28 protein-coding genes and 1 pseudogene are annotated in these 25,678 nt (G+C 67.0%); 18 read left to right on the top strand and 11 right to left on the bottom strand.

Features of this window, described 5'->3' with window-relative positions; genetic code table 11:
- Positions 1-78: 78 nt before the first annotated feature.
- Positions 79-438 (bottom strand): Rv2640c family ArsR-like transcriptional regulator, encoded by a 360-nt coding sequence (locus NN2_RS08425; protein WP_063012086.1) that lies wholly within the window; start codon positions 436-438, stop codon positions 79-81.
- Between the two features lie 96 nt (positions 439-534).
- On the opposite strand from NN2_RS08425, the gene NN2_RS08430 reads away from it, so the two are divergent.
- The 7 genes from NN2_RS08430 to NN2_RS08460 all read left to right on the top strand — a co-directional run bounded on the left by NN2_RS08430 (position 535) and on the right by NN2_RS08460 (position 5,961).
- Positions 535-1,071, top strand: coding sequence for an ArsI/CadI family heavy metal resistance metalloenzyme (locus NN2_RS08430; protein ID WP_063012088.1), 537 nt, complete (start codon positions 535-537; stop codon positions 1,069-1,071).
- A 152-nt stretch (positions 1,072-1,223) separates the two neighbouring features.
- Positions 1,224-2,987 carry an arsenical pump-driving ATPase gene (arsA, locus tag NN2_RS08435; RefSeq protein WP_063012090.1) on the top strand — a complete coding sequence of 588 codons (1,764 nt, stop codon included), beginning with the start codon at positions 1,224-1,226 and terminating at the stop codon, positions 2,985-2,987.
- Positions 2,988-3,174: 187 nt separating this feature from the next.
- A complete protein-coding gene (locus NN2_RS08440; protein WP_081879936.1) occupies positions 3,175-3,444 on the top strand; it encodes an ArsR/SmtB family transcription factor in 270 nt (89 codons plus the stop codon).
- Positions 3,441-4,547 (top strand): ACR3 family arsenite efflux transporter, encoded by a 1,107-nt coding sequence (gene arsB / locus NN2_RS08445; RefSeq protein WP_063011959.1) that lies wholly within the window; start codon positions 3,441-3,443, stop codon positions 4,545-4,547. The genes NN2_RS08440 and arsB overlap by 4 nt, the downstream gene beginning before the upstream one ends.
- A complete protein-coding gene (locus tag NN2_RS08450) occupies positions 4,544-4,978 on the top strand; it encodes an arsenate-mycothiol transferase ArsC (protein WP_063011961.1) in 435 nt (144 codons plus the stop codon). Before arsB ends, NN2_RS08450 begins: the two co-directional genes overlap by 4 nt.
- Positions 4,975-5,517, top strand: a complete 543-nt coding sequence (locus NN2_RS08455) for an arsenate reductase ArsC (RefSeq protein WP_082856823.1) — start codon at positions 4,975-4,977, stop codon at positions 5,515-5,517. The genes NN2_RS08450 and NN2_RS08455 overlap by 4 nt, the downstream gene beginning before the upstream one ends.
- Before the next feature lie 27 nt (positions 5,518-5,544).
- A complete protein-coding gene (locus tag NN2_RS08460; RefSeq protein WP_063011963.1) occupies positions 5,545-5,961 on the top strand; it encodes an arsenate reductase ArsC in 417 nt (138 codons plus the stop codon).
- Between the two features lie 455 nt (positions 5,962-6,416).
- Here the strand turns inward: NN2_RS08460 and NN2_RS08465 are convergent, their stop codons facing one another.
- From NN2_RS08465 to NN2_RS08475, 3 genes are all read right to left on the bottom strand, one after another.
- Entirely contained in the window at positions 6,417-6,686 is a 270-nt protein-coding gene (locus tag NN2_RS08465) for a hypothetical protein (RefSeq protein WP_063011965.1), read from the bottom strand.
- A gap of 439 nt (positions 6,687-7,125) precedes the next feature.
- On the bottom strand, positions 7,126-8,556 hold the full coding sequence (locus NN2_RS08470) for a multicopper oxidase family protein (protein ID WP_063012092.1): 1,431 nt from the start codon (positions 8,554-8,556) through the stop codon (positions 7,126-7,128).
- Positions 8,557-8,910: 354 nt separating this feature from the next.
- On the bottom strand, positions 8,911-9,522 hold the full coding sequence (locus NN2_RS08475; RefSeq protein ID WP_063011967.1) for a TetR/AcrR family transcriptional regulator: 612 nt from the start codon (positions 9,520-9,522) through the stop codon (positions 8,911-8,913).
- Positions 9,523-9,730: 208 nt separating this feature from the next.
- Between NN2_RS08475 and NN2_RS08480 the strand changes: the two genes are divergently transcribed.
- Positions 9,731-11,281: an MFS transporter gene (locus tag NN2_RS08480; protein WP_063011968.1), complete on the top strand. Its 1,551-nt coding sequence runs from the start codon at positions 9,731-9,733 to the stop codon at positions 11,279-11,281.
- A 251-nt stretch (positions 11,282-11,532) separates the two neighbouring features.
- Here the strand turns inward: NN2_RS08480 and NN2_RS08485 are convergent, their stop codons facing one another.
- Complete coding sequence (locus NN2_RS08485; RefSeq protein ID WP_063011970.1) at positions 11,533-12,018, bottom strand: hypothetical protein; 486 nt, start codon at positions 12,016-12,018, stop codon at positions 11,533-11,535.
- Between the two features lie 476 nt (positions 12,019-12,494).
- Here NN2_RS08485 and NN2_RS08490 point away from each other — a divergent pair, with 476 nt between their 5' ends.
- The gene (locus tag NN2_RS08490) at positions 12,495-12,914 is read left to right on the top strand and encodes a DUF1003 domain-containing protein (RefSeq protein WP_063011972.1); all 420 of its coding nucleotides are present in this window, start codon (positions 12,495-12,497) and stop codon (positions 12,912-12,914) included.
- Positions 12,915-12,962: 48 nt separating this feature from the next.
- Here NN2_RS08490 and NN2_RS38135 read toward each other — a convergent pair.
- Positions 12,963-13,280, bottom strand: a pseudogene (locus tag NN2_RS38135) (alpha/beta hydrolase fold domain-containing protein); the annotation flags it as partial.
- A gap of 242 nt (positions 13,281-13,522) precedes the next feature.
- On the opposite strand from NN2_RS38135, the gene NN2_RS08500 reads away from it, so the two are divergent.
- Positions 13,523-13,990, top strand: a complete 468-nt coding sequence (locus tag NN2_RS08500) for a MarR family winged helix-turn-helix transcriptional regulator (RefSeq protein WP_063011974.1) — start codon at positions 13,523-13,525, stop codon at positions 13,988-13,990.
- A 53-nt stretch (positions 13,991-14,043) separates the two neighbouring features.
- On the opposite strand, the gene NN2_RS08505 is transcribed toward NN2_RS08500, so the two are convergent.
- Positions 14,044-15,036 (bottom strand): MCE family protein, encoded by a 993-nt coding sequence (locus NN2_RS08505; RefSeq protein WP_369689954.1) that lies wholly within the window; start codon positions 15,034-15,036, stop codon positions 14,044-14,046.
- A gap of 47 nt (positions 15,037-15,083) precedes the next feature.
- Positions 15,084-15,818 carry a nuclear transport factor 2 family protein gene (locus NN2_RS08510; RefSeq protein ID WP_063011978.1) on the bottom strand — a complete coding sequence of 245 codons (735 nt, stop codon included), beginning with the start codon at positions 15,816-15,818 and terminating at the stop codon, positions 15,084-15,086.
- Positions 15,819-16,013: 195 nt separating this feature from the next.
- Here NN2_RS08510 and NN2_RS08515 point away from each other — a divergent pair, with 195 nt between their 5' ends.
- The 3 genes from NN2_RS08515 to NN2_RS08525 all read left to right on the top strand — a co-directional run bounded on the left by NN2_RS08515 (position 16,014) and on the right by NN2_RS08525 (position 17,951).
- Positions 16,014-16,637 (top strand): TetR/AcrR family transcriptional regulator, encoded by a 624-nt coding sequence (locus tag NN2_RS08515; RefSeq protein WP_174554954.1) that lies wholly within the window; start codon positions 16,014-16,016, stop codon positions 16,635-16,637.
- A 92-nt stretch (positions 16,638-16,729) separates the two neighbouring features.
- The gene (locus tag NN2_RS08520) at positions 16,730-17,476 is read left to right on the top strand and encodes a helix-turn-helix domain-containing protein (protein WP_063011982.1); all 747 of its coding nucleotides are present in this window, start codon (positions 16,730-16,732) and stop codon (positions 17,474-17,476) included.
- 52 nt (positions 17,477-17,528) lie between these two features.
- Complete coding sequence (locus NN2_RS08525) at positions 17,529-17,951, top strand: VOC family protein (protein ID WP_063011983.1); 423 nt, start codon at positions 17,529-17,531, stop codon at positions 17,949-17,951.
- Positions 17,952-18,149: 198 nt separating this feature from the next.
- On the opposite strand, the gene NN2_RS08530 is transcribed toward NN2_RS08525, so the two are convergent.
- The gene (locus NN2_RS08530) at positions 18,150-19,424 is read right to left on the bottom strand and encodes a PucR family transcriptional regulator (RefSeq protein ID WP_227463078.1); all 1,275 of its coding nucleotides are present in this window, start codon (positions 19,422-19,424) and stop codon (positions 18,150-18,152) included.
- Between the two features lie 668 nt (positions 19,425-20,092).
- Between NN2_RS08530 and NN2_RS08535 the strand changes: the two genes are divergently transcribed.
- Both NN2_RS08535 and NN2_RS08540 read left to right on the top strand, forming a co-directional pair.
- Positions 20,093-21,310 (top strand): esterase/lipase family protein, encoded by a 1,218-nt coding sequence (locus NN2_RS08535; RefSeq protein ID WP_063011985.1) that lies wholly within the window; start codon positions 20,093-20,095, stop codon positions 21,308-21,310.
- Positions 21,311-21,448: 138 nt separating this feature from the next.
- A complete protein-coding gene (locus NN2_RS08540) occupies positions 21,449-21,787 on the top strand; it encodes a hypothetical protein (protein ID WP_063011987.1) in 339 nt (112 codons plus the stop codon).
- Here the strand turns inward: NN2_RS08540 and NN2_RS08545 are convergent.
- Entirely contained in the window at positions 21,768-23,147 is a 1,380-nt protein-coding gene (locus NN2_RS08545; protein ID WP_063011988.1) for an ABC1 kinase family protein, read from the bottom strand. The genes NN2_RS08540 and NN2_RS08545 overlap by 20 nt on opposite strands.
- Before the next feature lie 244 nt (positions 23,148-23,391).
- Here NN2_RS08545 and NN2_RS08550 point away from each other — a divergent pair, with 244 nt between their 5' ends.
- A complete protein-coding gene (locus tag NN2_RS08550; protein ID WP_063909364.1) occupies positions 23,392-23,757 on the top strand; it encodes an STAS domain-containing protein in 366 nt (121 codons plus the stop codon).
- A 206-nt stretch (positions 23,758-23,963) separates the two neighbouring features.
- Here NN2_RS08550 and NN2_RS08555 read toward each other — a convergent pair whose 3' ends face one another.
- Positions 23,964-24,416, bottom strand: coding sequence for a hypothetical protein (locus NN2_RS08555; RefSeq protein WP_063011990.1), 453 nt, complete (start codon positions 24,414-24,416; stop codon positions 23,964-23,966).
- A gap of 79 nt (positions 24,417-24,495) precedes the next feature.
- Here NN2_RS08555 and NN2_RS08560 point away from each other — a divergent pair, with 79 nt between their 5' ends.
- Entirely contained in the window at positions 24,496-24,930 is a 435-nt protein-coding gene (locus NN2_RS08560; protein ID WP_063011991.1) for a hypothetical protein, read from the top strand.
- Between the two features lie 69 nt (positions 24,931-24,999).
- A complete protein-coding gene (locus tag NN2_RS08565; protein ID WP_063011993.1) occupies positions 25,000-25,677 on the top strand; it encodes a PAS and ANTAR domain-containing protein in 678 nt (225 codons plus the stop codon).
- Position 25,678 lies beyond the last annotated feature (1 nt).

Below are 25,678 nucleotides of genomic sequence, written 5' to 3' on the forward strand. Positions count from 1 at the left end.
GCGGCCTGCCTCCAGCAATGCCTATGCCGCCGAGGTCCTCGCCCGCCGGGCCCGGGCACGGTGATGCGCCGCAGTCTCTCAACGGCAGCAGTTGGGGTCCAAGACCACGCACAGCGCGGCGAGCGCCTCGCGTTTGGCGTGGTGGACGACGTTCATCCCGGCTCGTTCCGAATCGACCAGGCCCGCCTTGCGCAGTTGTGAAAGGTGGTGGCTGACCGTGGATTCCGACAGGCCGACCGCGGAGGCGAGGTCGCCACCGTTTTCGCCGGTGTCGGGGCTGGCCAGCAGCAGTGACATGAGTTTCACGCGCACGGGGTCGGCGAGCGCTTTCAGGCGCAGGGCGACCTCGAGGGCGGCGGTGTCGTCGACCGGGCCGGCCGCGACCGGTGCGCAGCAGACCGGGGCGGACATGTCGATCACGGGCAACGCTTTGGGCATGGCGTCCACACTACCTGTGGGATTGACATATGTCGAAAAGGTGGCAGACTCGGCGGCATCCACTTTTTCGACATATATCTCACTATGGAGGTTCTCATGTCCCGTGTGCAACTGGCCTTGAATGTCGACGATCTCGAGCAGGCGATCACCTTCTACTCGACCCTGTTCAATACCGAACCGGCCAAGCGCAAGCCGGGCTACGCCAACTTCGCGATCGAGGAGCCGCCGTTGAAGCTGGTGCTGCTGGAGAACACCGGTCAGGGCGGCACGATCAATCATCTCGGTGTGGAGGTCGAGACCTCCGAGCAGGTCCACGGTGAGATCGCGCGCCTGTCGCAGGCGGGGTTGTTCACCGAGGAGCAGATCGCGACCACATGTTGTTTCGCCACCCAGGACAAGGTGTGGGTCACGGGTCCCAACGCCGAGAAGTGGGAGGTTTACACCGTGCTCGCCGATACCGAGAACTTCGGTACCGCACCAGAATTCGCCACCGGTGACAGCGAGGCGGTACAGGCATGCTGCGGCACCGGCAGCGCGGCTGAGGGCGAAACCGCTCGCGACGAGTCGAGTGCCTGCTGCACCAGCGAGGCGAAAGAGAAGGCGATCGCCTCCGGCGCCGGCTGCTGCAGCTGACACCGGCGGGCGCGGCCGCCCGCGCGGTGACACTGCCGGTGCGGGGTGGGGGACGTTTGCCTCTGCCGCGGTGCGGGGGATACGCGGTCGAATGGAACGTACGGGCCGGGATGGCCGGTCTTGGTTGTGTAGGTGGTGGTGGCGTGGGTGAGATGAAGTTTCTCGCGGGGGTGCCGCGGTTCGTGTTCTTCACCGGCAAGGGCGGGGTCGGTAAGACCTCGATCGCGTGCGCGGCGGCGGTGACGCTGGCCCGGGCGGGTCGGAGGGTGCTGCTGGTGTCGACCGATCCGGCGTCGAATGTGGGGCAGGTATTCGGTGTCACGGTCGGCAACACGGTGACCGCGGTCGCGGGCGTGCCGGGGTTGTGGGCGCTCGAGATCGACCCGGAGCAGGCGGTGACCGACTATCGGGAGCGGATCCTCGCGCCGATGCGCGGTGTGCTGCCGGAGGCCGATATCGCGTCGATGACCGAGCAGTTGTCGGGTTCGTGCACGACGGAGGTGGCTTCGTTCAACGAGTTCACCGCCCTGCTCACCGACGAGACCAGCGGCTATGACCACGTGTTGTTCGACACCGCGCCCACCGGGCACACCATCCGGTTGCTGCAGTTGCCCGGCAGCTGGAGTGAGTTCCTCACCGGCGGCGGCGATGCCAGTTGCCTGGGCCCGCTGTCGGGACTGGACAAACGGAAGGCCGTGTACGCGGCCGCGGTCGACGCGCTGGCGGATCCGCACCGCACCCGCCTGGTGCTGGTGGCGCGCCCCTCGCGGTCGACACTGGCCGAGATCGCCCGCACCCGTAGCGAATTGGCCGGTGTCGGGCTCGCCGATCAGCATGTGGTGATCAACGGCGTGCTGCCCGACACCACCGATTCCGGTGATCCGCTGGTGGCCGCGACCCGCCGCCGCGAACGCGCCGCGATCGAGGCCATGCCCGCGACCGTGCGGGAGCTGCCGCGAGATCTGGTCGAGCTTCAGCCCACCAATATCGTCGGTATCGATGCCCTGACGACCCTGTTCGACCCCACGCCGGCGATGCCCGCCGTGGAGGCGGCGCAGCCGATGGTGGCGGCGGTGGCTGATGCGCCGCTGGCCGGGCTGATCGAGCAGATCGAACGCGATGGGCCGTGCCTGATCATGTGCATGGGCAAGGGCGGGGTCGGTAAAACCACCGTGGCCGCCGCGGTTGCTGTCGCGCTGGCCGAGCGCGGCCACGATGTGCATTTGTCGACCACCGACCCCGCCGGCGACCTCACCGAAACCGTCGCCGGGAGCCTGGAACACCTGCAGGTCTCGCGCATCGATCCCGCCCGCGCGGTCGCCGACTACCGCGCCCGGGTCATGGCCGGCAAGGGCGCGGGCCTCGACGAGGCCGCTCGCGCCGCGCTCGCCGAGGATCTGCGCTCACCGTGCACCGACGAAGTCGCTGTCTTCCAAGCGTTCTCACACGTCATCGCCGAATCCCGGCGCCGGTTCGTCGTCATCGACACCGCCCCCACCGGCCACACCCTGCTGCTGCTCGACGCCACAGGCTCCTACCACCGCGACATCGTGCGCCAGATGGCGCCGGGCACCCGATTCGTCACCCCGCTGATGCGGCTGCAAAACCCTGAGGCCACGAAAGTTCTGCTGATCACCCTGCCCGAAACCACCCCGGTCCTCGAGGCCGCAGAGCTGCAAGCCGACCTCGAACGCGCCGGCATCCACCCGTGGGCGTGGGTCATCGACAACAGCCTCGCCGCTGCCGCACCCACCGACCCGCTGCTGCGCCGCCGCGCCGCCGCCGAACTCGACCAGATCCACAAGGCCACCACCTACACCGACCGATACGCGGTCATCCCCGCACTCGCCGAAGAACCCGTCGGGATCCCCGCACTCGCCGCACTCACCCGCCCCGCCCGCACCGCAGCCGGGTAACCGCGTCCTGGTGCCCGGAGGTGTCACCCAGAGTTCACTTGCCCTCGATATCGATCTCGGTCAATATCGATGTGTGTCTAATCAACGGGTGGATGTCACGGCGCCGGGCGCCGAACAGGCCGGATGCCAGGCCACAGAAACCATCGGCCGTGCACTGACCAGCGGCGAAGCCGCCGAGTTGGCCGTGATGTTCAAAGCCCTCGCCGACCCGGTGCGGCTGCGCGTGCTCTCGGCGATCGCCGCACGCGCCGGCGGGGAAGCGTGCGTGTGTGACGTCTCCGACGGTCTCGACGTCACCCAACCGACCATCTCGCATCACCTGAAGGTGCTGCGCGAGGCCGGGCTGGTCACCAGCGAACGCCGCGCCTCCTGGGTCTACTACCGCATCGTGCCCGAAGCGCTGGAGCGGCTGTCGCTCGTCCTCGGCCGCCAGGCCGGATTGGAGATGACCGCGTGAGCACCACCCAACAGGCTGCCCACCCCGCCGTGGTGGGCAAACTGTCCACCCTGGACCGGTTCCTGCCCGTCTGGATCGGCGTCGCCATGGCCGCGGGCCTGCTACTCGGGCGCCTGATCCCCGGACTCGGTGATGGGTTGTCGGCGGTCGAGGTGGACGGGATCAGCCTGCCGATCGCGATCGGGCTGCTGGTCATGATGTATCCGGTGCTGGCCAAGGTCCGCTACGACCGCCTCGACTCCGTGACCGGTGATCGCCGTCTGCTCATCGGCTCGCTGATCCTGAACTGGCTGATCGGGCCCGCGCTGATGTTCGCGCTGGCGTGGCTGCTGCTGCCGGACCTGCCCGAATACCGCACCGGGCTCATCATCGTCGGCCTGGCCAGATGTATTGCGATGGTGATCATCTGGAACGACCTCGCCTGCGGCGACCGCGAAGCCGCCGCCGTCCTGGTGGCGCTGAACTCGATCTTCCAGGTCGTCATGTTCGCCGTGCTCGGCTGGTTCTACCTGTCGGTCCTGCCCGGATGGCTCGGCCTGGAGCAGACCACGATCGACACCTCGCCGTGGCAGATCGCGAAATCGGTACTGATCTTCCTCGGCATCCCACTGGTCGCCGGATTCCTCACCCGCCGCCTCGGCGAGAAAGCCCGCGGCCGCGACTGGTACGAGTCGAAACTCCTCCCGCGGATCGGGCCCTGGGCCCTCTACGGGCTGCTGTTCACGATCGTGATCCTGTTCGCCCTGCAAGGCCACCAGATCACCTCCCGGCCATGGGATGTCGCGCGGATCGCTTTGCCGCTGCTCGCCTATTTCGCGATCATGTGGGGCGGCGGCTACCTCTACGGCCGCACGATCGGCCTCGGCTACCAACGCACCACCACCCTCGCGTTCACCGCCGCGGGCAACAACTTCGAACTCGCCATCGCCGTCGCGATCGCCACCTACGGCGCCACCTCCGGCCAAGCCCTCGCCGGAGTCGTCGGCCCGCTGATCGAAGTCCCCGTCCTCGTCGGCCTCGTCTATGTCTCCCTCGCCCTGCGCAACCGCCTCTTCCGCACCGACACAGCCGCCGCGGATGTGGCCGAAGGGGTTTCGCGGTGACCGACGACCTGCCGGTGCCGTCGGTGCTGTTCGTGTGCGTGCGCAACAGCGGCAAATCGCAGATGGCCGCCGCGCTCCTGCGCCACCACGCCGGTGACACGATCGAGGTTCACTCCGCCGGAACCGACCCCGGCTCCGCGTTGAATCAGCTGTCGGTGCAGGTGCTCGCCGAAGCAGTTGTCGAGGTCGGTGACGAACACCCCAAACCTGTCGATCCCGAGCTGCTCGCTCGCATCGACACCGTGGTGATCCTCGGCCGCGAAGCCCGCCTCGACCCGCCGCCGGGGGTGCGGATCCTGGTGTGGGACACCGACGAACCCTCCCACCGCGGCATCGACGGCATCGACCGCATGCGCCTGATCCGCGACGACATCGCCGACCGCGTCAACTCCCTCCACACCGAACTCACCACCGCCCGGAGCGCACCGTGATCGACCGGTTCCTGCACTCCTCCTACGACGAACTCGCCGCCCGCGCCACCGTCGTCAGCTACCTGCCGCCGCTGGCCGAACGCTTCGCCCGCCAACGCCTACGTGCGCTGGCCAAAATCGAAGGCCACCCCGGCACCGGAGCACCCGCGGTGTCGTTCCTGTGCACCCACAACGCCGGACGCTCTCAGATGGCACTCGGATTCTTCACCCATTTCGCCGGTGACCGCGCCACCGGCTGGTCCGGCGGCACCACCCCCGGCGACCGCATCGAACAAGGCGTCATCGACACCATGAGCGAAGTCGGTATCGACATCACCCGGGAATTCCCCAAACCCTGGACCGAGGAAATCGTGCACGCCGCCGACATCGTCATCAGCATGGGCTGCGGCGACGCCTGCCCCACCATCCCCGGCGGCCGCTGCGAGGAATGGGACCTGCCCGACCCCACCGGCGCCGACCCCGCCACAATCCGCGACATCCGCGACGCCATCGAAGAACGCGTCCGCGCCCTCATCGCCGACCTCGACCTCACCAACTAACCAACGTTCGAAAGGCTCTGCCCCGTCATGGCATCCACCCCCAGCGTCCTGTTCGTCTGCGTCCACAACGCCGGACGCTCGCAAATGGCCCAAGGCTTCCTCACCCACCTCGCCGGCAACCGCGTCGAAGTCCGCTCTGCCGGAACCGAACCCGCCGACACGATCAACCCCGCCGCAATCCGAGTCATGGCCGAGATCGGCATCGACATCACCGCCCAAACCCCTAAAATCCTCACCCCCGACACCGTCCAAACCAGCGACATCGTCATCACCATGGGCTGCGGCGACAACTGCCCCTACTTCCCCGGCGTCGACTACCGCGACTGGAAACTCGACGACCCCGCCGGCCTCGGCATCGACGCAGTCCGACCCATCCGCGACCAAATCCGCACCCACATCGAACAACTCATCGCCGAACTGCTCCCCACATACACCACGAACTGACCAACACGACCCTCAAAGCTCGGCCCAGTACCGACGACCTATTCGACACGTTTTGATAGTTCGGCATACCGGCACCGGGCAGCCACCCCCGCAGCGGGGTGTTCGGGTCACTGATCCCGGGTGACCACACTCAGGGTGTGGAGTTGATCTACATCGGCAACGGCGGCACCGGATTCACGCTCGCGTAGCGGCGGGTGCTGCAGGCGCGAATGAGGGCCCCGGCGGCTCGGTCCGCCGGGGCCCTGTGGCCGACCGTAGGAGACGGTCATCGATCGTGTGGGCGAACGGGAAGCTGTGCCGCCGGACCGTCACGATGGCCGGCAGTGGTCCGACGTCTCCGCAGGGGCAGTGTGGAGGTGAAAGCACCGGGCTACACGGGCGGAGCCAGAGCTCGCGGCGGCCCAGCGAGGGTGGTCACGCCGGCTGGCCGGTCGGCGTGACCACCCTCGCTGGGGTCACTGAGTGACCGGCATCGGATCCTTCACGAGAGCGAGCGATGCAACGGGGGAGCCGGTGTGAGTCGCGGAGTTGGCGCGAGGCACGAGGATGTGGGTGGCGACTACGGCCCAGAAGGTGCGCCGGTCGATGATGTCGAAGTCCCAGTCCTCGACCAGGCGGTGCAGTGTGTCGACGATGGCGGGAACGTCGAAGTCGGTGGCCAGTGCGGCGCCGGTGGACTCGATGAGGCCGGTGACGTACTTGGTGGCGGTTTCCATCGTGAACATCTGTTCTCCAGATCTGCGCGGCGCGAACACCCGCATGGTTCGCGTCTGTGTGCCCCGACCTGGCGAACAGACCGCACACTGGCCCGCCGCCACATTCCTGCCCCAGCCGTTGGCCCACTATCGCGGCTGGCCAGCTGAAAGAAGGTCTGCGCCAATAGTTTTACCGCATCACCTCCAGGGTTGGGGACGCATGATGACAAATGTGTGCTTCGCCGCCGGATTGTGCGTGGGGTCGGCGCCCGGTGACGAAATGGCGAGTGAATCCTGGAACCCGTGGCGGCATACCCCTGGGGTGTAGCCGCACCGATGGGTGCAGGGCGGATCTACGCCGTGACCGCAGCACGCGCCCGCACCGGTTTCACGATGCTGCTCGGGTTGGTGTTCTGCTGTGGGTCGGGCTTGGCCCCGCGTCACTGGATGCGATGCCGGCCCGGCGTGCTCAGCTCACGCGCAGCAAGGCCATGAACCCGTAGTCCATGTGCAGCTGCTGGTGGCAGTGCAGCAGCGACGCCCCCGTTTCGTCGGCGACGACATCGATCGCCATCTCCTGGTAGCCGCCGAGCATCACGACATCCTTGTGCAACCCCGCGGTCGGTGTCCCGGCGATATGAGTGACCTCGAAGGTATTGCGGTGCAGGTGAATCGGATGGATGTCGTCGGTGGCATTGCGGAACAGCAACCGATACCGGCGTCCGCGCGCCAAGTCGAACGCCGGTGCGCCGGTGTTCATGTCGAACGCGGCACCGTTGAGAGTCCACACGTTGAACCCGTCACGGTCGGCGTTGCGTTTCTCGATCAGCAGCTCGATCTGCTGATCCGGCGACGCCGTGCTCGCGGCGGGCCGGGTGAACAGGCGATAGTCCCACGTGAACGGCGGCGGCGGAGCCCACTGCGGCTCACCGGCGCGGCCGGCGTATTCGACGACTATGCCCATGCCGTTGGCGCGGTCGTCGTCGGACAGGTCACCGAGTATCCAGACGCCGGGGTTGGTCATCTCCACCACCGCCGAGACACGTTCGGCGGCACCGAGCCACAGCACCGGCACCCGCGCCGGGTTCGGCACCGGGTTGCCGTCCAGTGCCAGCACGGTGAAGGTGTGCCCGGGCAGCGCGAGGCTGCGGTTCTCGGTCGCGCTGCCGTTGACCACGTGCAGCAGCACCCGTTCGCCCTCCTTGACCCGGATCGGGTCGCCGTGGCCGAGCATGCGGCCGTTGATGGTGAAGGTGTCGTAGCCGACCTCGTACCCGTGCGTGCGGCCCGACGCGAGCGAGACCGCCATCGCCGCTTCGCCTCGATCGCGCAGGTCCGCGAGCGGTTCACCGGCCAGGAAGTTCGCGGCCATGTCACCGTCCTGGCTCAGTGTGGGACCGAACTCCTTGAGGGTGAGGATGACTTCCCGGTCGTAGGCGCCGGGATTCTGCTTCGGCTCGATGTAAACGGGTCCGACCTGGCCGTTGTACTGGCCCAACTCCAGGTTCGCGCCGGCGATCAGGTGCGTGTGATAAAACCGCAGCCCCGACGGACCGGGCGTGAACGACAACCGCCGCATCCCGTGCGCGGGGATGAACGGTGTGCCCTCCTCGCCCGAGCCGTCGACTTCCACCGGCACCGTCTGGCCGTGCCAGTGCAGCTGTTCCGGGGTGCCGGTGTCGTTGTGGACGTCGACCACCACCGGTTTTCCCTCGGCGAACCGCAGCAGCGGGCCCGGGAACTGCCCGTTGTACAGCGTGGCCGACACCGAACGACCGGGCGCCACCTCCACCTGCCCCCGACCGATACGCAGCGTGTAATCAGCCTTGCCCGGTCCTGATGACCGGCTGCATCCCGCCACCACTGCTGCGCCCCCGGCTGCTACCGCCACGCCGGCCATACCGAAGAACTCGCGCCGGTTCACCCGCCTCACCTCGACTGCCGCCCTCTTCCGGATATCGGAACCGATGTCGCACCACGATATCGCGCACAGCCCGGCACCGTAGCAGCCACAACCGCCGGTTCGGACGTGGTCGGAACACAGCGTTCCGCTGACATTTTCGTGCGGCCCATCGCTGAAATCTTCTGCAGCGAGCTGATCGGATCTTCCTCTGCGGTGGGCCAGGTGCCCACTTTGTCGTGGCCGCCTCGGCCGGCCGAGGCGGCAGCGAACGCATGTGTGTACGCGCCGCTGTAGTGAGCGAAAACCGTTGCTGCGCAGAGAATTCGGGATCGTCCGCGTAACGGGTTACGACTATCTGCCCGGTGCCGCGCCGGAGACACTCGTGCCGTGAGCTGTCGCCGGTGGTGCCTCGCGGGGCGGGGCATCGAGGCTGGGGATCAGGAATCGTTGCAGCAGTTGTGTTTCGGTGTCGGGGTGGGCCGGCCACAGCAGCATCGAGACCATGGTTCGTATGAACCAGGTCGCGACGAGCGCGTCGTCGGGGTCGGTGCCCAACAGGTCGGCCACCAGCGCGATCAGCGCGGGTGATTCGGAGAACCCGGTGACAGCGCGGGGACCGTGCTCGGATCCCAGGAACGCGGTGACGACCGGTTCGGCTCGGGCCTCGCGTAACGCGACCGTGAGCGCGGTGTAGGTACGGTCGGTGCCGCTGCGGCGGGCGATCGCGGCTTCGACTTTCTCGATGATGCTGGTGGCGGCCCGGGCGAGCACGGTTTCGCGCAGGTGGGCGACGCCGCCGGTGTGGCGGTACACGGTGGCTCGCGAACAGTGGGCTCGCCGGGCCACGGAATCGACGGTCAGGTTGTCGAACCCCGCGCTGATGATCAGGTGTGTGGCAGCGCTGTAGATGTGGTCGGCGGCGCGATCGTGCCGATCGGTGGCCAGCAGCCAGTCCATGCCCATCGTCTCAGTATGAGACGACACCGGCCGACGGACGGTGGGAAAACCACACGTCGGTCGATAGTGGTGAGACGAGCGAGTCGCGCCGGGCACGCCCGTATGTGTCGACTTCGTTCGCATGTCTTGTCCGTGAGACTTCCGCGCCGCCACGGTGGAGTTGTGCGCGGCGCCTTGCCCCCGAGTCGCCGCCGAGCTGTGAACGGAGACCGGAATGGCGTCACTCACGCAGGAAGCGGACACACAGGTGCTCCGATGGTCGGGGCGTCAGTGGCGCACCGTGGTCGTGTCGTGCCTGGCGGTCGCCTTGGTCATCGCCGCGATGGCCGCCCTCTACACGGCGCTGCCCGCGCTGGCGACCGACACCGGCGCCACGCAGGTGCAGGCGACCTGGATCGTCGACGGCTACACCCTGGCCCTGGCCTGTCTGGTCTTGCCCGCGGGTTCGATCAGCGATCGCTACGGCCGCCGCCGGGTACTGATCGCCGGGCTCGGGGTATTCGCCATCGCCTCCGCCGTTCCGCTGTTCACTTCCGCACTGGCCGGCCTGATCGCGGCTCGGGTGGTGGCCGGCGCCGGGGCGGCGATGGTGATGCCTTCGACCTTGTCGTTGATCACCGCGGGATTCCCCGAGCGGTCCGCACCCCGGGCGATCGGCATGTGGGCCGGATTCGCCGGCGTCGGCGGCATGCTGGGGCTGGTCGGGTCCGGGTTGTTGCTGCAGCACTGGTCGTGGCAGTCCATCTTCAGCGGACTCGCGGTCGCAGCGGTGATACTGCTCGCGGCAGCGTTCTCACTGCAGGAATCGCGAGCGGCAACCACGATTCGGCTGGATCCACTCGGAGCGATCACCTCGATCGCCGCGATAGGCATGCTGGTGTGGGCACTCATCGCCGCCGGCGATCGCGGATGGGGCGACCGCTGGATCCTGACCGCCATGGCCGGGGCCACGGTCGCCGCGGTGGCCTTCGTCGTCACCGAGTTGCGGGTGCGCTCACCGCTGCTGCAACTGCGGCTGCTGGCCCGGCGCGGATTCTCCGCCGGTGCGGTCTCGATCACGATCCAATTCCTGGTCACCTTCGGGCTGTTCCTGATCAACGTGCAATACCTGCAGTTGATGCTCGGCTACAGCCCACTGGGCTCCGCACTCGCAGTCCTGCCCATGGGCGCCGGCGTGGTCGCCCTGTCGATATTCTCCCCGCGACTCGCCGCCCGCTACGGACTGCGTCTGCCCACCACGGCAGGATTCATCGCTCTCACCGCCGGACTACTGCTGATGAGCCGACAAACACCCGCCTCCGGCTATCCGGGAGTTCTCGTTCCACTGCTGGTCATCAGCTTCGGTCTCGGCCTGGCCGCCGCACCGGCCACCGCAGCCATCATCACCGAAACCGACACCGACCACCACGGCGTCGCCGCCGCCGTCAACGACGCCGCCCGCGAGATCGGCGCCGCCATCGGCATCGCCATCGCAGGCACCGTCCTCGCCGCCGGGTACCGGTCCACCATCACCCCCACCCTCGAACACATCCCCGAACCCGCACGCACCCCGCTGGCCCACTCCCTCGCCGCCACAACACAACTCGCCGACCGAGTAGGACCCCGAGCACAACCACTACTCGAGGTTTCCCGCACCGCATTCCTCCACGGCCTCCACCTCACCGCCCTCACCCTCGCCGCCCTCACCCTCATCACCGCGATCGCTCTCACCGTCTGGGCGCCCGGACGACCCCATCGAACGGCCACAAACCACGACAACGCCTGAGCGGCAACGCTTCACGGCGATTCGCCACCACAGAATCCCTGCCACACGACCGAAAACCGGACGTACCAACTCCGGTGCCACCTACCCCTTCGGCACGAACTGACATGTCGCCCTTCAACACACCAGGCAGCCACCCGACCAGCAGAGTGTTCGGATTCGCTGATCCACGACCCAGGTCACGGTAGTGCGCCGCCGTTATCGCGGTAGCTGACGAATCGGGCCGATGTGTTCACTGCGCCGTCGGCATCGAATCATCCAGATCCCAGGTCTGCCCGCGCCCGTTCAGCGATCTCGTCGATGCTGGTGTCGTTCAGGAGCTTCTGGATCGCCGTGATCCCTACGGTCGCGACTCGGCGCCACTCGTCGTCGTCTGTGAGTGCACCCGGATGATCATCGAGGTAGCTTCGGACTACCGCCAAGGAGGAGCCGGGTTCGGCCTGCATGGCTGTCAGCGCGCGGTCGCGCCGGGCGAGGAGGGGACCCATCTCGCTGCCCACGATCCGCACTGCGGCTTCCGCGCGCAGATGCGATTGCATGAACTGCGGAAGTTTGTTCATTTCCGCTGCGATAGCGGCACGGTCCGGTGGATGGGCGTTCAATGCGGCACTGATTGTCGTCAGCTGGCCGTCGAGGTCCATGAAGGAAGTGACGTACTGCGTGTACACCTCACGACGATCCTTCCGCACCGCCTGAGCTGCGGTGAAGTGCTCCTGTCGGTTCATCTCGGAGTTGCTCACACTGGTGGATGCCCACGCTGATATCCCAGCCGAGATCACAGCGGCAGCGACCGCGGTGACCAGTGCATATCGTCCGCTTCGTGTCGCGATCCGTAGATCGCGCTGAAGTGCTGCCAAGTCGAACGAGGACGCTGGGACCGAAGGTTCGGCCGGACCGGCGGATTCTGGAGGAATCCTCGGTGTAGGGGTCTCGTCTTCCATGAGCTCAAATTACGTAGGAGCCGGCCCTCGAAGAACCAGACGCGCACGAGAGTGATCAGCTTTTTTCGATGGCCCCCCGGACGTCGCTGAGGAGTTCAGGGACGTGCTTGCCGGTGGCTTCGGTGAGCATTTCGAGTTCGGGCCCATGCCGACGGAATCGGCGATCTGGGCCGTCGGCGGCCGGGCTGGAGCTTTTGGCTGAGTCACAGCACTCGCCGGGCGCCGATAGCATTCGGAGGCGGCCGCCATCGCCTGATTTCGCAGAGGAGCTCTCCATGTCACAGCCACCGCGTGGCGACCAGCATCCCGTTGTGGTCGACTTCCGGGCCAAGCGGAGAGACAACTGGCAGCTGCGGGTGGCCGACTGGATCACGCGGTTCGCCGGGTCGATGCCGTTCGTCTATCTCCACGCGGCGGGGTTCGCCGGTTGGATGCTTCTCTGTGAGGACAGCCCGTGGCCGACACTGACGCTCGTGGTGTCGCTGGAGGCGATCTTCTTGTCGACGTTCGTCATGATCGGGCAGAATCGCGCGGCGGAGTTCCAGCAGCTGAAAGCCGACCACGACTTCGCCGAGGAAGAGCTGGAACTCAAGACCAATACCGAACTCACCCGTGCGATTCACGAGATGACCACCGAGTTGCATCGCAGGATCATCATCGACGAGAAGGTATCCGGCGGCGCCGAGAAGCCTTGATACCGCAGCCGTCTTGCGTGAGGCTGCGCTGACCTGATCGTTCGCTGATCAGTGTGCCGGTGCTCTGGTGTGAGTGTGCTGGGTGAGGAACAGGGCCGCGCGGTCTAGCGCCTCGTCCGCCTCGTCGAGCATGCCCGCGAAGGCCTGGAACACGTGCGGCACGTCGGCGGTGACGTCCAGGATGACGTCCACTCCCGCCGCCCGCGCCCGCGCGGCGAGGCGGGTCGAGTCGTCGAGCAGGATCTCGTTGGTGCCGACCTGGATCAGCATCGGGGGAAAGCCGGTGAGGTCGGCGAGGACCGCGGGGCTGAGCAGGGGTTGATGCCGGTCGGCGCCGGCGAGGTACATGGCCGAGGATCGTCGCGGCGCCGGGCTCGTCGTCCGGCTCGACCCGCAGTGCGGGTCGGTTGCCGAGCGTCGTCGGCGCGGTGTGGATGTCGGCCGGGACGATCATCCGGGCCATCAGCGTCGCGAAGCCGGTGCGCAGCGCCTCGACGGACCGGGGGCCCGCGGGCCGCGGCTGCCGCAGCATCGCGTCGACGAGGGCCCGCTGTTGCTCACTCATGGTTGTGCTCCTCCCGCAAGTAGATTCCGATACACTATATGCCGTGGAATATAAACCGGGCGGTGACGTCGACCTCACACGCTTCTTCGCCGACTTGGTGCGGTGCGAGACGCGTCTGTACAACGCCCTCAACGACCGTCTGCGCGAGCGGCACGGGATCGTCACCTCACAGTTCGAGTTCCTGCGCTTCCTGCGTGATCGCCCGGGATCGCGCGTGGCCGACCTCGCCGCCGAATTCGCCATCGGAGTCGGTGCCACCAGCAAGGGCGTCGACCGTCTGGAGGCACGGGGATGGGTTGTGCGGCAACCGAATCCGTCCGATCGCCGGTCCTCGCTGCTGGCCCTGACCGCCGACGGCGCGCGGCTGTTCGACGCGGCGGAGCAGACGGTCGCGGCCGGCCTCGCCGAGCTGATCGGCGACATTGTCGACGGTTCCCCCGACGCCGTCCGCGCCATCGCGGAACTACGGGTTACGTTGGAGCGCAACCAGATCGGCACGCCCACCGGTTGATCGACATCACCCTCGACGGCAATGGCGCGACCGCGGCACCCCCGCAGCGTGCGTCAGCGGCAGGTGGCGGAGTGGGAATTTCCGCCGATCTGGGAGATGAGGCCGCGGGGGAGCAGCACGCCGTAGAGGGAGATGTCGAGGCTGCAGATGAAGCCGTTGCCGTAGGTGCCGTCGCTGCTGAATTTTCCTATGTCGGCGAGGATGTTCTGTGCGTCCACCGCGGTGCGGTCGAGTCCGGCGCCGTTGGCCAGCAGGACGGCGAGGGCGTTGGTGGTCGCATTTTGTGCCGCAGTGATCTTCGGCTCGACCTGGGTGAACATGCCGGCCATGGCGGAGGTGGTCTTCGCGATCCGGGTGGTGCTGGTTTGCAGGGCCTGGCCTTGGTCGTAGAGGCCGCCGATCAGCGCGCGGGTCTGGGTGACCAGTGTTTCGAACTCACCGCCGCGTGCGGCCAGTCGTTGCATGACCGTGGACAGTTGGGTGATCACGTCGGCGAGGATGACGTCGCGTCGCTGCCAATCGCCGGCGAGGGCGACTGCCTGGGTGATGAAGCTGCTCAGCGATACGCCGTCGCCCTGCAAGGCCTGGATCAAGGTGTTGGAGAGGTCGTTGACCTGCTGTGTGTTCAGGGTGTCGAACAGTGGCTGGAAACCGTTGAGCAGACCGGAGATATCGAAGGACGGCTCGGTCTGCTCGAGCGGTATCGAACCGTTGTCGGGAAGCGGAGCGGGGTTGCCCTTGGTGCCGGGTTCGAGCGCCACATACCGTTGGCCGAGCAGATTCTGGTAGCGCACCAATGCCCTGGTGTCGCCGAAGACGGTCTGCCCGCGCTGGAGGATGAATGTGACTGTGGCGTGGTTGTTTCGGTCGAGCGCGATCGTGACGACCTTGCCGACTCGCACACCGGCGACGCGGACGTCGTCGCCGGCCTGTAGTCCGAGGACGTCACCGAAGGTCGCCGAATAGGTGTTGGTGGGGCCGGAGACGGTGCGGGCGAGCGTATTCCAGATCGTCGTGGTCACCAGGACCGCGACGACGGCGAACACGCCGAAACCCGTCAACGGCCTGGACAGGCCCCCGCCCCGGCCGCCCATTACGCCTTGTTCCCGAATCGGGACAGCACGGCGGGGATCTTCGACGCGGCCATCAGTGCCCGGAACTGCCAGCTGTCGTCTCGGGGCAGAATGCCGCCGCGCTGGGTGGCGTCGAGGAAGTCGTAGAGGGTCTCGCCTTCCACCATGAGTCCGTCGGTGTTGAAGTGGTAGCGGTCGACCGCCGGGCACTGGATGAAACGCCCGTTGCCGTAGATGACCGGCGCCGACTCGTCGTAGGGGTACAGCCGCAGCGGCCCGGTCCAGTGTCCGCTACCGATGTACCGGATGACGGTGCGCACGGTTCCTTCCGGTGTCACATCCAGATAGACCTGATCGGGGAGCGGGTCGTAGCGCCAGTCGGGGATGGCGTCGAAGAAGGCGAAGTTGTATTCGACGAATTCGTCGATGCCGACGATGGTGCGTCCGAAGGTTGTGACGTCGGTGTAGCGGATGTCGGGCGCGTAGAGCTCGTCGTTGATGCTCATATCCCGCACCAGGAAGCTCCACCAGTACTTCTTCGCCCACTCCATCAGCCAGCTGACGTCGACGCCGAAGCCTTTGTAGAGCTCGAGTTTGCGCTCGAAGTCCTCGAACCACTGCAGGGTGGTGGCTTGTAGCTCGGCTTCGGGAATCGCCCGGATCGGTACTGCCCGATTGGAATTGAGGAATTCCGGAACCGGCTTCGACAACCGCGGCTGCCGCAGAGCCTGCTGAAACTGTTCCTCGTTGAACATGAACACCCTTTCACCACGACAAATGCACCGCCGCTTCCTGTGAGCGGGGGCGGGTACCACCAGGAATCTCGGTACCGCGATGAACGACGAATCGCTCACGGCGTCGCGATCCCGAGCCGGTCAAGGTGAATCATATGATTCATGTAGAATCACATGATGTCAATACGTGTCCGCGGCGGATGCGAGGATGGTTCGGTGAGTGCTCCCAAACTCTGGCGCGGCCAGACGCTGCAGGACCGTTCGGGCGAACGTCGCGAGCAATTGCTCGACTGCGCTTTCGACCTGCTCGGCACAGCAGGCGCCGGCGCGGTCACCATGCGCGCGGTCACTCGGCAGGCGAATTTGAGCCCTCGCTACTTCTACGAGAGTTTCGACAGTCGCGAATCGCTCGTCGCCGCCGTCTACGATCGCGTCGAAGGCGAACTGCGGCAAAGACTTTCGGCAATCACGCCCGGTACCGATCCGCAGGCGGCGATCCGGGCGGCGCTGGAAGCGTGCGCCGATTTCTTCGAGGAGGATCCACGCCGGGCGCGGGTATTGCTGCGGGAGCCGCTGGCCGACGACATGCTGCGTCGGCACATCACCGAGCGCACACCCGAGGCGGTGCGGGCGGTGGCGCCGCTTCTCGGCAGTGGCGCCGAGGCGCTGTTCGCCAGTAGCGACGCCGCCCTCGCCACCATCGGCACCGCGTTGGCCGGCGCGCTGACGGCTGTGTACCTGGAATGGATCGACGCGCACCTGACGATCGACAGAGACCGGCTCGTCGATGTCAGTGTCGGCATCGTGACCGCGTTGCTCGGCGTCGGCCTCGGAAGCTGACCGACCGCACGCCTTGTCCTTCGGGATCGGCTGCGCACGCCGGCCGTGATTACCGGCTTCGGGCGCGCCTTCCCCGTGTTAGCTTCTTGGCCGTGAGCTTCGAACCGGCCGATGGTATCGAGCTGCGCCCGTCCGATTCCGCCTATGTCGAGCTGGTCTATCGGGCCGGGCCGGTCGCCGGGGCGGTACCGGCGCGGATGCGGTCCGTCGCGAATTCGAACTGGGAGCTGGTCGTGTGGCGCGACGGTGGGCGGACGCACGTTTCGGTCCGCGGACCCGAGACCGGCCCCACGGTGGTGGAACTGGGGCCGGGTACCGGGGAAACGCTCGGAATCATCTTCCGGCACGGCGCGTTTCTCGCGCCGATGCCGGTGCCGGGGCTGGTCGACACCGCGGTGTCGAGTCCGCACACCACGGCCCGCTCGTTCGTGCTGCAGGGCGAGGAATGGGAAATCCCGTCCTACGACAATGCCGACGTTTTTATCGACCGCCTGGTTCGCGCCGGACTGCTGGTGCGTGATCCGCTGGTCACCGATGTGTTGCGCGGTGATGGCACCACTTTGGTCACTCCGCGATCGGTGCAGCGGCGGGTGGCCGCGGCGACCGGGCTGACGCAGGGTGCGATCCGGCAGATCGAGCGGGCGAGGCAGGCCGTGCTGCTGCTGCGGCAAGGGGTGCCGGCGGTCGAAGTCGCACAGCGGGCGGGGTATCACGACCAGCCACACCTGGCGCGTTCGCTGACGCGGTTCACCGGCCGCACGGCGTCCCAGCTGCGGCGCGCCGACGACGAGGAGATGCTGTCGCTCCTGTACAAGACCGAGGTCGAGGTGCGCCCCTAAATTGTGCGGTGACGCCGGAAGCCCGGCACCCGAACACTTTTGGAGGCACGTCATGGCATTCACGCAGATCTACGTCAACCTGCCGGTCACCGACCTGGAGACGAGCAAGAAGATGTACACGGCGATGGGAGGAACGATCAACCCGGACTTCACCGGGGACACCTCCGCCCAGGTGGTCTTCGCCGACGCGGTCGTGGTGCAGCTGATGACGCGCGAGACATTCGCGACCTTCACCAAGCGAGACACCGCGGACGGTCCGATCGAGGTGATCAACGCGCTGGCCGCCGGGTCGCGTGAAGAAGTGGACCGCCTCGCCGACGCGGCGCTGGCCGCGGGTGCCACCGAACCGCGGGAGGCCCAGGACATGGGCTGGCTGTACAACCGGGCGATCGACGACCCGGACGGTCACTGCTGGGAACTGCTGGCCTACGATCCCGCCGCCATGGGCGACGGCAGTGCGACCGCCCAGGGGTGACGTCGGCGGCGGTCAGCCCGGTCCGGAGATCGCGCACCGCTAACTTGTGCAACCGTGTGGTGATGCGCGTGAGCTGGGTGAACTACGGCATCCGGATGTCGTTGTGCTGGGGCCCGATTCGTCCCTGGAAGCAGATCTGGCCCGAACTGATGACGCTGCGCATCGACCACGGCGCCTGATCACCCGGCGCGTGCCGGCTCAGGCGGAGCGGCGTGGCTGTTCCGCCTGAGCCGGGAACTCCGATGCGGCTGTCAACGGGGTACCGGCGGCGCGGGCGATGAGTGCCGAACGCAGATACCACAGACCTTGGCTGCGGGAAGGGTCGAAACCCGTCAATTGACCGATTCGCCGGAGCCGGTAATCGATGGTGTTCGGATGGATATTCAATTGCCGTGCGGTACGCCGCCGATTCATATCGGTCTGGAAGAACACGTGCAGCGTTCGCAGAAGTTCGGGGTGATCGTCGAGCGGGGCGATGCGATTTTCCAATATTCGGCGGCCGATTCCGGGGCGGGTCAATTGATATTGCAGCGCCAGGTCGTCGAATTTGTGTAGTCCGGAGCCGATTCCGAGGGATTCGGTGGTGTCGAGAAGTTCATGAGTTCGCCGCGCGGCGGCGGGGATGGCCTCGGTGGCGCATCGGGTCACGACCGCGGTGACCGGCGCGGCGGCATAGTCGGCCACCACCTCGACGGCGCGGGCGAGTTCGGGTTCGGTGCAGACGCCGGAGGGCAGCAGGACGGTCCCGCCGTCCACCGACAGCATCGCCAGAGCGCGGTCCTGGAATTGGCGGGTCAGCGCCGATTGGATGCGGCGCAGCTTGCGGCCGGCGACCACGTGCCGATCGAGACCCGGGCGGTTCTCGTCCGGATGCGGGGCCACCCGGACGGCGAGCACGTAGTACTCGTCGGCGATCGGAATGCCGCATTCCCGCGCCACTTTCGAGCTCGCGTGCCCGGCGAGCAGCGCCGAGGTGAGCGTGTGCACGGCGGTGTGGTGGTCGCCGGAGGCGGCTTTCAGTTCGCGCACGTACGCCCTGCTGATGGCCCCGGTGCACAGGTCGGACAACTCCACCGCGGCCGTGGTCCACGCGATGACGCGGGCGCCGCTCGGCTCGCCCGAGCGCGGGACGACAACCTCGAGGGCTTCCGCGAACGCGACGTGCATCGCGTGCAGCACCTTCTCGACCGGCAGGTCGGCGCGAGCCCATCGAGCGGCCGCGACCTGCAAGAACGTCGCCGGGTCGGCCGTTGCGGGCGCGCTGCCGCGTTCGCTCGCCCACCGCATGCACACGCGGATCACGGCCTTCACGTCCCCGTCGAGCAGTGGGCGAGGCAGCGCGGTGAAGGGATGAATCTTCGTGCGCAGATGCGACAGCAGGAGATCGGCCAGGCGTTCGGTGTCATCGGCGGTGATGAGCCCGGTGCTCGAGGCGTGCGCGATCGAAGTTTCCGGCGCTGATCGGATCGTCACGGGTGACCTCCTCGTCACGACTGCGGGTGGTGTCCGGCCGCCGACATGTTGCCGCCGGTCCAGGAATCGAAGATTAATGCGAGTCCTCGCTCACCTTCTACTCGGATTCGCGGACCGTGCTGCTGGTATATGACAGCGCTCTGAAGTGTGAAAATGCTCGTACTGCGGGCGAATTCGAGAGTGCGGAACGCGCATAACTGTCCCACTGCTCACTTTTGGCACGAAGCTCGCGTCCGGGCCTCCCCGGCCTTGCTGGCATCCCCCGGCCTCCCTGGCGTCCCGGCGTCCGGCCTCTCGGCGTCCAGTTGTCCCGGGTGCCCAGTTGTCCCGGCGGGCCGTCGTCCGTGCCGGCCTGGTGCCCCCGAAGCACGATCGAATCTCACTTCCGGTGTCGAGTCGCAGCTGTGACCGCGCCGGAAAGAATGCACGTCCGACCCGTGAGCATCGAATTCCCGCAAGCCCTCGCATATCCCTCGCGCCATATCCCCGGCCCCGAACGAATCGACTGTGTGGATTCATGGAGGTCCCTGAATGGTTTCGTGAACCCATGAAGACATCACCACAACCGTCGCCGCGCGCTCGATTGTCTCCGTAGCGTTTGCTCGCGAATTCCGGAAACGTCGATCGGCGACTTTCCGGGCAGCGAATTCGACGATGTCAGGAACACCATGAAGAAAAGTATTCGCCGCAGTTGTACGAGTGCGGCCATTGTCGCGGCGGCCGCCGCGCTCACCGTGGGGCTGACCGGCGTCGGCGCCGGCGCCGACCCGGTCGGTGATCAACAGCAGGAGCAGCAGCTCGCGGAGATGATCACGCACGGGTTGAAGAATCCGTCCGCCCACGCGATCGCCGACAGCGGCAGCTCGGGCACCGGTTCGGCGTGCACCTCGGGCAGTGGCGCGGGCTCGGGCAACGGTTCCGGTGACTGCTACGGCGGTTCCGGTTCGAGTTCGGGCTCGGCGGGTGGAACATCCAGCGACACAGTCGGTTACGGCCCGGCGCAGAGTTCGTTCCTGGCCGCCTTCGGCTACGGGCTGCTGAATCCGGATGTCGCGCCGCCGGGGACCAACGACTGGAACTGCAAACCGACTGCGGCGCATCCGGAGCCGGTGGTGCTGGTGCACGGGACGTGGGAGAACGCCTACGACAACTTCTCCTACATCAGCCAGCCGATCCACGACGCCGGCTACTGCGTGTTCACGTTCAACTACGGCAAGTCGAACCTGATCCAGGGTGGCGGTCTGGGGTCGGTGCTGCCGGGGACCAACGGCACCGGCTACATCCAGGATTCGTCGAAGCAGTTGGCGCAGTTCGTGGATCGCGTGCTGGCCGCGACCGGGTCGCAGAAGGTGAATCTGGTCGGCCACTCCCAGGGCGGTGCGATGTCGCGGTGGTATCTGAAGTTCGACGGTGGTGCGGCGAAGGTGCATCACATGATGACCTTCGGCGCCACCAACCACGGCACCTCACTGGACGGTATCGGCGCGCTGGGCCGGATGATCAACAACCTCGGCATCGACGTGCTGGGTCTGGTGGAGATCTTCGTCGGTCACGCCGGCATTCAGCAGACGATCGGCTCGGATTTCGTCAACCAGCTCAACGCCGGCGGCGACACCGTGCCGGGGGTGGACTACACGGTGGTCGGCAGCCGCTACGACGAGATCACCAACCCCTACGATCTGACGTTCCTGAAGCCCGGCCCGGGTGCGACGGTCGACAACATCACCCTGCAGGACGGATGTGAGCAGGACGTGTCGGATCACCTGACGATGATGTACTCGCCGCGGGTGTTGTCGATCATCCTGCATGCCCTCGATCCGGCCCAGACTCCGGCGCTGACCTGCAGCTTCAACCCGTGGCTGGTGGGTGGCGGCGGCAAACTGTGACCCACCGCAGCCGTCCCAGCGCGGCGGCCGTGCCCACCGGGTGGTTCGACCACCACCCGGTGGGCATCTCGGCTCTCCAGGCCCGATACCGCGCGTCCGTGGCGACGTTCGGTGTCGACGACGAATTCGGAGGTGCCCATGCGCGATGTGCACTGCTACGCAATCGATTCCACACTCGGCCGGTTGTTCGGCCGCCACTTCTACGGTGTCCGGCTCCAGCCGCTCGAGGACGGATACGGCTGGGTCGTCTACGGGCATCCTCCGGCCAGGCGGATCGTCGCGGCACTCGTATGTGCGGCGCGGCAGCGCGGTTCGTTCGAGGAATTGCGCGATTGCTGCACCTATATGGATCTGTGTGACGGGATGGAACGCTGGTGGGTGACCGATCTGTCGGCCGACACCGACGGCTTCCTGTGCTGGTATGCCCGCGACCGAGGCTATCCCGGCGCGGTGCCGATCACGACGATCGTGCCGTGAACCGCCAGCGGGCGATATCGGCGCCGATGTCGGTCGCGGGTGGTTCGTGGTAGAGCCATTCGCGGGCGAGGCGATGCCAGTTGTTGGTGGTGTGCAGTTGTCCGAGTACGGCATAGGTGAACAGGTCCGCGCGGCGGGAGAACACGTGCTCGGGTGGCAGGCGCTGGTGGCGCATGCCGCGGAACTCGGCCGCGCGGGGGTCGACGGCGAGAACGACTGCGCTGGTGGCCAATTCGGGGGTGACGGTGATGTCCTCGTCGATCAGGTGCCAGCCGGTCGCTGCCCAGATGTAGCCGAGGCATTCCTCGGGCGTGACTCCGGCGTCGGGATCGACGATGCCCTGGGCGACCCAGGAGTGGTAGATGTGCTCGGCGCGGTATTCGCCTGCGGCGCGGATGATCTCGCGTTCGAGTTCGACGTCGGCGGGACTCATGGCGGTGTAGAGCCCGAAGTCGACGAAGGCGAGTCGTCCGTCCGGGGTGAGCAGGATGTTGCCCGGATGCGGGTCGCCGCAGAACTCGTGGTCGGTGAACAGGGAAGTGATGTAGAAGCGGTAGATCAGCTCACCGATGCGGGTGCGATCGGCGTCGGGCAGGGATCGCATGTGCTGAAACGGTTCGCCGTCGACCAGTTCGGTGACCAGAACATCGGGGCCGCAACACTGTTCGATGCTGTCGGGCACGCTGATGTAGGGATGGCCGCGGTAGCGGGTCGCGACGTGGTGCTGGGTGCGGGCCTCGCGGGGGTAGTCGAGTTCGCTGCCGATGTTGCGGGCGATTTCGGCGAGCACCTCTTCGTCGGCGGCGCTGGGCAGGACCGCCTTCCACAGGCGGCTGATCATCATGAGGTTGCGCATATCGGCTTCGACGGCTCGGTCGACGCCGGGATATTTGACCTTGACCGCGACGTCTCGCCCGTCGCGCAGTCGCGCGCGGTAGACCTGCCCGATGGAGGCGGCGGCGATCGGCGTTTCGTCGAAGTCGGCGAAGATCCGCGCCATCGGGCCGAGATCGTTCTCGATCACCGCGCGCATGGCGGAGAACGGGAAGGCCGGGGCCTGGTCGCGCAGTTGGGCGAGTTTGGTGCGGAACATCTCGCGTTGTTCTTCTGGGAGGAGGTCGAGGTCGAGCACCGACAGCATCTGCCCGAGCTTCATCGCCGCGCCCTTCATCCCGCCGAGCACGGTGACCAGTTGCTGGGCGGCCTGCATCGCCGAGCGTTCGCTCAAGCGCCGGCGCGCTTCTTCGGTGCGGCCCACCATCGACAGCCGGGTGCCGACCCCGCGCAGCGCCTGTCCCGCAGCGAGCCGGCCCATTTTGCTGCCGCGCGAGATACGGCCGTGGGGAACCCGGTTGCTCACTGCTAAACCTCCATCGGTTCGGACCTGCCGCTCACCGCGCCGGACCGAGTGGGGGCGAGGCGAGGCCAAGCTACCGGCCCGCCCGCGAGTGTTCGGCCGTTCGGATCCACTCGCGTGGATATCACGAAAACGCGCGGCCGACGTCGGAACAGCACACAGCCGCGACCGAGGCGGAGAAAAAAAGAGGTTTGAGCTCTCGCGGCGGGGGTTGTATACGAATGTGATGTATGGCGGTGACGAGGAGATGAGTGTCTTGGTGGATGACAGCGGCTTGAGCGTCGAGGTCGACCGGACCGGCGGTGCGCTCGTCATATCGGCGTACGGCGATGTCGACGCGATGACGGCCGACCAGCTGCAGAGTGTGCTGGACCGGATGAGCGAGGCGTTCGAGGATGCCGACCAGGCCGCGCCGGTCATCGATCTGTCCGGAGTGGGTTTCCTGGGTTCGGCAGGTCTGAGCGTGCTGCACGCGGCCGCGACCACGGTGACTCCCCGGCGGTTGCGGGTGGTCGCGTCCGGGGCGGCCAAACGTGTCATCCAGGTCACCGGCCTGGATCGGATGGTCTCGGTGTACGACGATCTGGCCAGCGCCGGCGTCACCGCTCGCTGAGCCGACAGCAGAACGCCGCCGGGTGGCGTTCCCGGCGGCGTCCGTACGAGGTCGACGTCCCACAAGCGCCTCTCGGCGGGTGGTCGCTCGAAGCGACTGAAGGGTGCGGCCCGGGGCTGTCCGGACGCCGACAGCGGGTACAACCGAGACACCCGGCGAGCTATTTCCGGGCCGCGTTGTGACGTGACCCACGCAGCCTCGATCGGCTATTCGGTCGCGGCGTTGCCGAACTCGCGCTCGGCCTCGATTCGCTGTTCACGGGCGGCGGCGCGATCCTGTGCCGCCGCGGCGCGGTGGAAGGCGGCATCGCGGCGAGCCCGGTCGGCCGCGGAGGCGCGCGCGGCGCCGGACGCCGGATCCATGCCGGAAGCCGAACCCGTGCGGGACGCAGAAGCTTTGGCGTGAGCAGCGGCCTTCTCGTAGGCGGCAGCCGCGCGTTCGTGGGCACGTGCGGCGTCCTCGTGCCGATCCGCGGCCGCCCGATGAGCGCTTTCCGCACGCGCGAGTGCCTGTCGAGCCCGCTCGGTCGCCATATCGACGTCCTCGTGTGTGATCGGTCGTCCCGCGCTGATCTCGGCCTGCCGCGCGGCCGGCTCCTCGGCCCGCTCGGCTGCCTGTGCGGCGCGCTCACCCGCGCGCCGGGCGGCGGACTCCGTCATGCACCACACACTATGCCGCGCGGCGAGCCTTGTAACGGCAACGTTGCACCGGACCGCCGGGAGGACGATTCTGGAAGCCATGCGCGCCCGTGACGTGGAGATCGGGCATACCTATGTAGTGCTGGTCCCGCATCGACTGCCGGCCGCCCGCTATCCCGACCGCGAGCGACTGGGCACATCGATGTGGGTGGCGAGCCTGCTCACGGGCGCCCGGTTTCGGCTCACGGTCTCCAACGTCGACTACGACACCGATCCGGTGACGGTCGAGGGACTGCGACTCATCGAACGCTCGCACACCGAGGTCACGCTGACCGACGACCAGGCCGCGGCGCTGGGCTTGTCCCCGAAACAGGGATATCGCCTGGTGGGATCGCTCGTGGACCGCACCGGCCGGGTGGCGTGCCTGCCCTCGATCGAACCGATCCGGGTACCTGTGCGCTGGCTGCGTTCGGCCGACGATCCCCGGCTGGCGCAGACCACCCACCGTGACGCGGACCTGTGGCCCTTCATGTGAAGAGTCGTCGCGGACCGCACCACCGCAACCATCTCGACCGGCCATAATTGTTTCGTGCGGCGCAACGGCATGGACAACGAACACGATCACACGGCGGGAGAAACGGCACCGGTCGATCCGAGCACTGTGCCGCGGGTCGGATCCTTCCGGTTCTGGTTCGCGACACGGCGCTGGGAGTGGTCGGAAGAGGTGTACCGGATGCACGGTTACACCCCCGGCAGCGTGGTGCCGACCACCGAACTCTTGCTCTCCCACAAACATCCCGACGACCGCGACGATGTGGCGGCGCGCATCGCCCGCGCGGTCGATCTGGGTGAATCGTTCTCCAGCCGGCACCGGTTCATCGACACCGCGGGACAGGTGCATCACGTGATGGTGGTCGCCGACCGCCTCTACGACGATGCCGGAGCTGTCATCGGTACCGGCGGCTTCTACATCGACCTCACCGAGACCCTGGCCGAGAGCGAGCGCGAAACCCTGTCGGCGGCCCTGCCCGACGTGATCGAGCATCGCGCGGTGATCGAACAGGCCAAAGGTGTGCTGATGCGGATGTATCGCGTCAATGCCGAGCAGGCGTTCAAGATCCTGTCCTGGCGTTCGCAGGAGACCAACACCAAACTGCGCGACCTGGCCGCCCAGTTGGTCGCCGAACTGGAGACGCTTCCGGAAGCGCGGCCGCAGACGCTCACCGCCTTCGACCACCTGCTGCTCACCGCTCACACCCGCATACCGCGCCACCCCCGCTGAA

This window comes from Nocardia nova NBRC 15556 (genome assembly GCF_001613005.1).
Lineage (GTDB): Bacteria > Actinomycetota > Actinomycetes > Mycobacteriales > Mycobacteriaceae > Nocardia > Nocardia nova.

Bases quoted from the DNA above. Each gene is read 5' to 3' on its own strand.
- NN2_RS08565 (WP_063011993.1), top strand. From the start codon at position 25,000: ATGGACAACGAACACGATCACACGGCGGGAGAAACGGCACCGGTCGAT.
- NN2_RS08425 (WP_063012086.1), bottom strand. From the start codon at position 438: ATGCCCAAAGCGTTGCCCGTGATCGACATGTCCGCCCCGGTCTGCTGC.
- arsA (WP_063012090.1), top strand. From the start codon at position 1,224: ATGAAGTTTCTCGCGGGGGTGCCGCGGTTCGTGTTCTTCACCGGCAAG.
- NN2_RS08535 (WP_063011985.1), top strand. From the start codon at position 20,093: ATGAAGAAAAGTATTCGCCGCAGTTGTACGAGTGCGGCCATTGTCGCG.
- NN2_RS08555 (WP_063011990.1), bottom strand. From the start codon at position 24,416: ATGACGGAGTCCGCCGCCCGGCGCGCGGGTGAGCGCGCCGCACAGGCA.
- NN2_RS08480 (WP_063011968.1), top strand. From the start codon at position 9,731: ATGGCGTCACTCACGCAGGAAGCGGACACACAGGTGCTCCGATGGTCG.
- NN2_RS08430 (WP_063012088.1), top strand. From the start codon at position 535: ATGTCCCGTGTGCAACTGGCCTTGAATGTCGACGATCTCGAGCAGGCG.
- NN2_RS08560 (WP_063011991.1), top strand. From the start codon at position 24,496: ATGCGCGCCCGTGACGTGGAGATCGGGCATACCTATGTAGTGCTGGTC.
- NN2_RS08510 (WP_063011978.1), bottom strand. From the start codon at position 15,818: ATGTTCAACGAGGAACAGTTTCAGCAGGCTCTGCGGCAGCCGCGGTTG.
- NN2_RS08550 (WP_063909364.1), top strand. From the start codon at position 23,392: ATGAGTGTCTTGGTGGATGACAGCGGCTTGAGCGTCGAGGTCGACCGG.
- NN2_RS08460 (WP_063011963.1), top strand. From the start codon at position 5,545: ATGGCATCCACCCCCAGCGTCCTGTTCGTCTGCGTCCACAACGCCGGA.
- NN2_RS08470 (WP_063012092.1), bottom strand. From the start codon at position 8,556: ATGGCCGGCGTGGCGGTAGCAGCCGGGGGCGCAGCAGTGGTGGCGGGA.
- NN2_RS08525 (WP_063011983.1), top strand. From the start codon at position 17,529: ATGGCATTCACGCAGATCTACGTCAACCTGCCGGTCACCGACCTGGAG.
- NN2_RS08465 (WP_063011965.1), bottom strand. From the start codon at position 6,686: ATGTTCACGATGGAAACCGCCACCAAGTACGTCACCGGCCTCATCGAG.
- NN2_RS08440 (WP_081879936.1), top strand. From the start codon at position 3,175: ATGTTCAAAGCCCTCGCCGACCCGGTGCGGCTGCGCGTGCTCTCGGCG.
- NN2_RS08540 (WP_063011987.1), top strand. From the start codon at position 21,449: ATGCGCGATGTGCACTGCTACGCAATCGATTCCACACTCGGCCGGTTG.
- NN2_RS08475 (WP_063011967.1), bottom strand. From the start codon at position 9,522: ATGGGCATGGACTGGCTGCTGGCCACCGATCGGCACGATCGCGCCGCC.
- NN2_RS08490 (WP_063011972.1), top strand. From the start codon at position 12,495: ATGTCACAGCCACCGCGTGGCGACCAGCATCCCGTTGTGGTCGACTTC.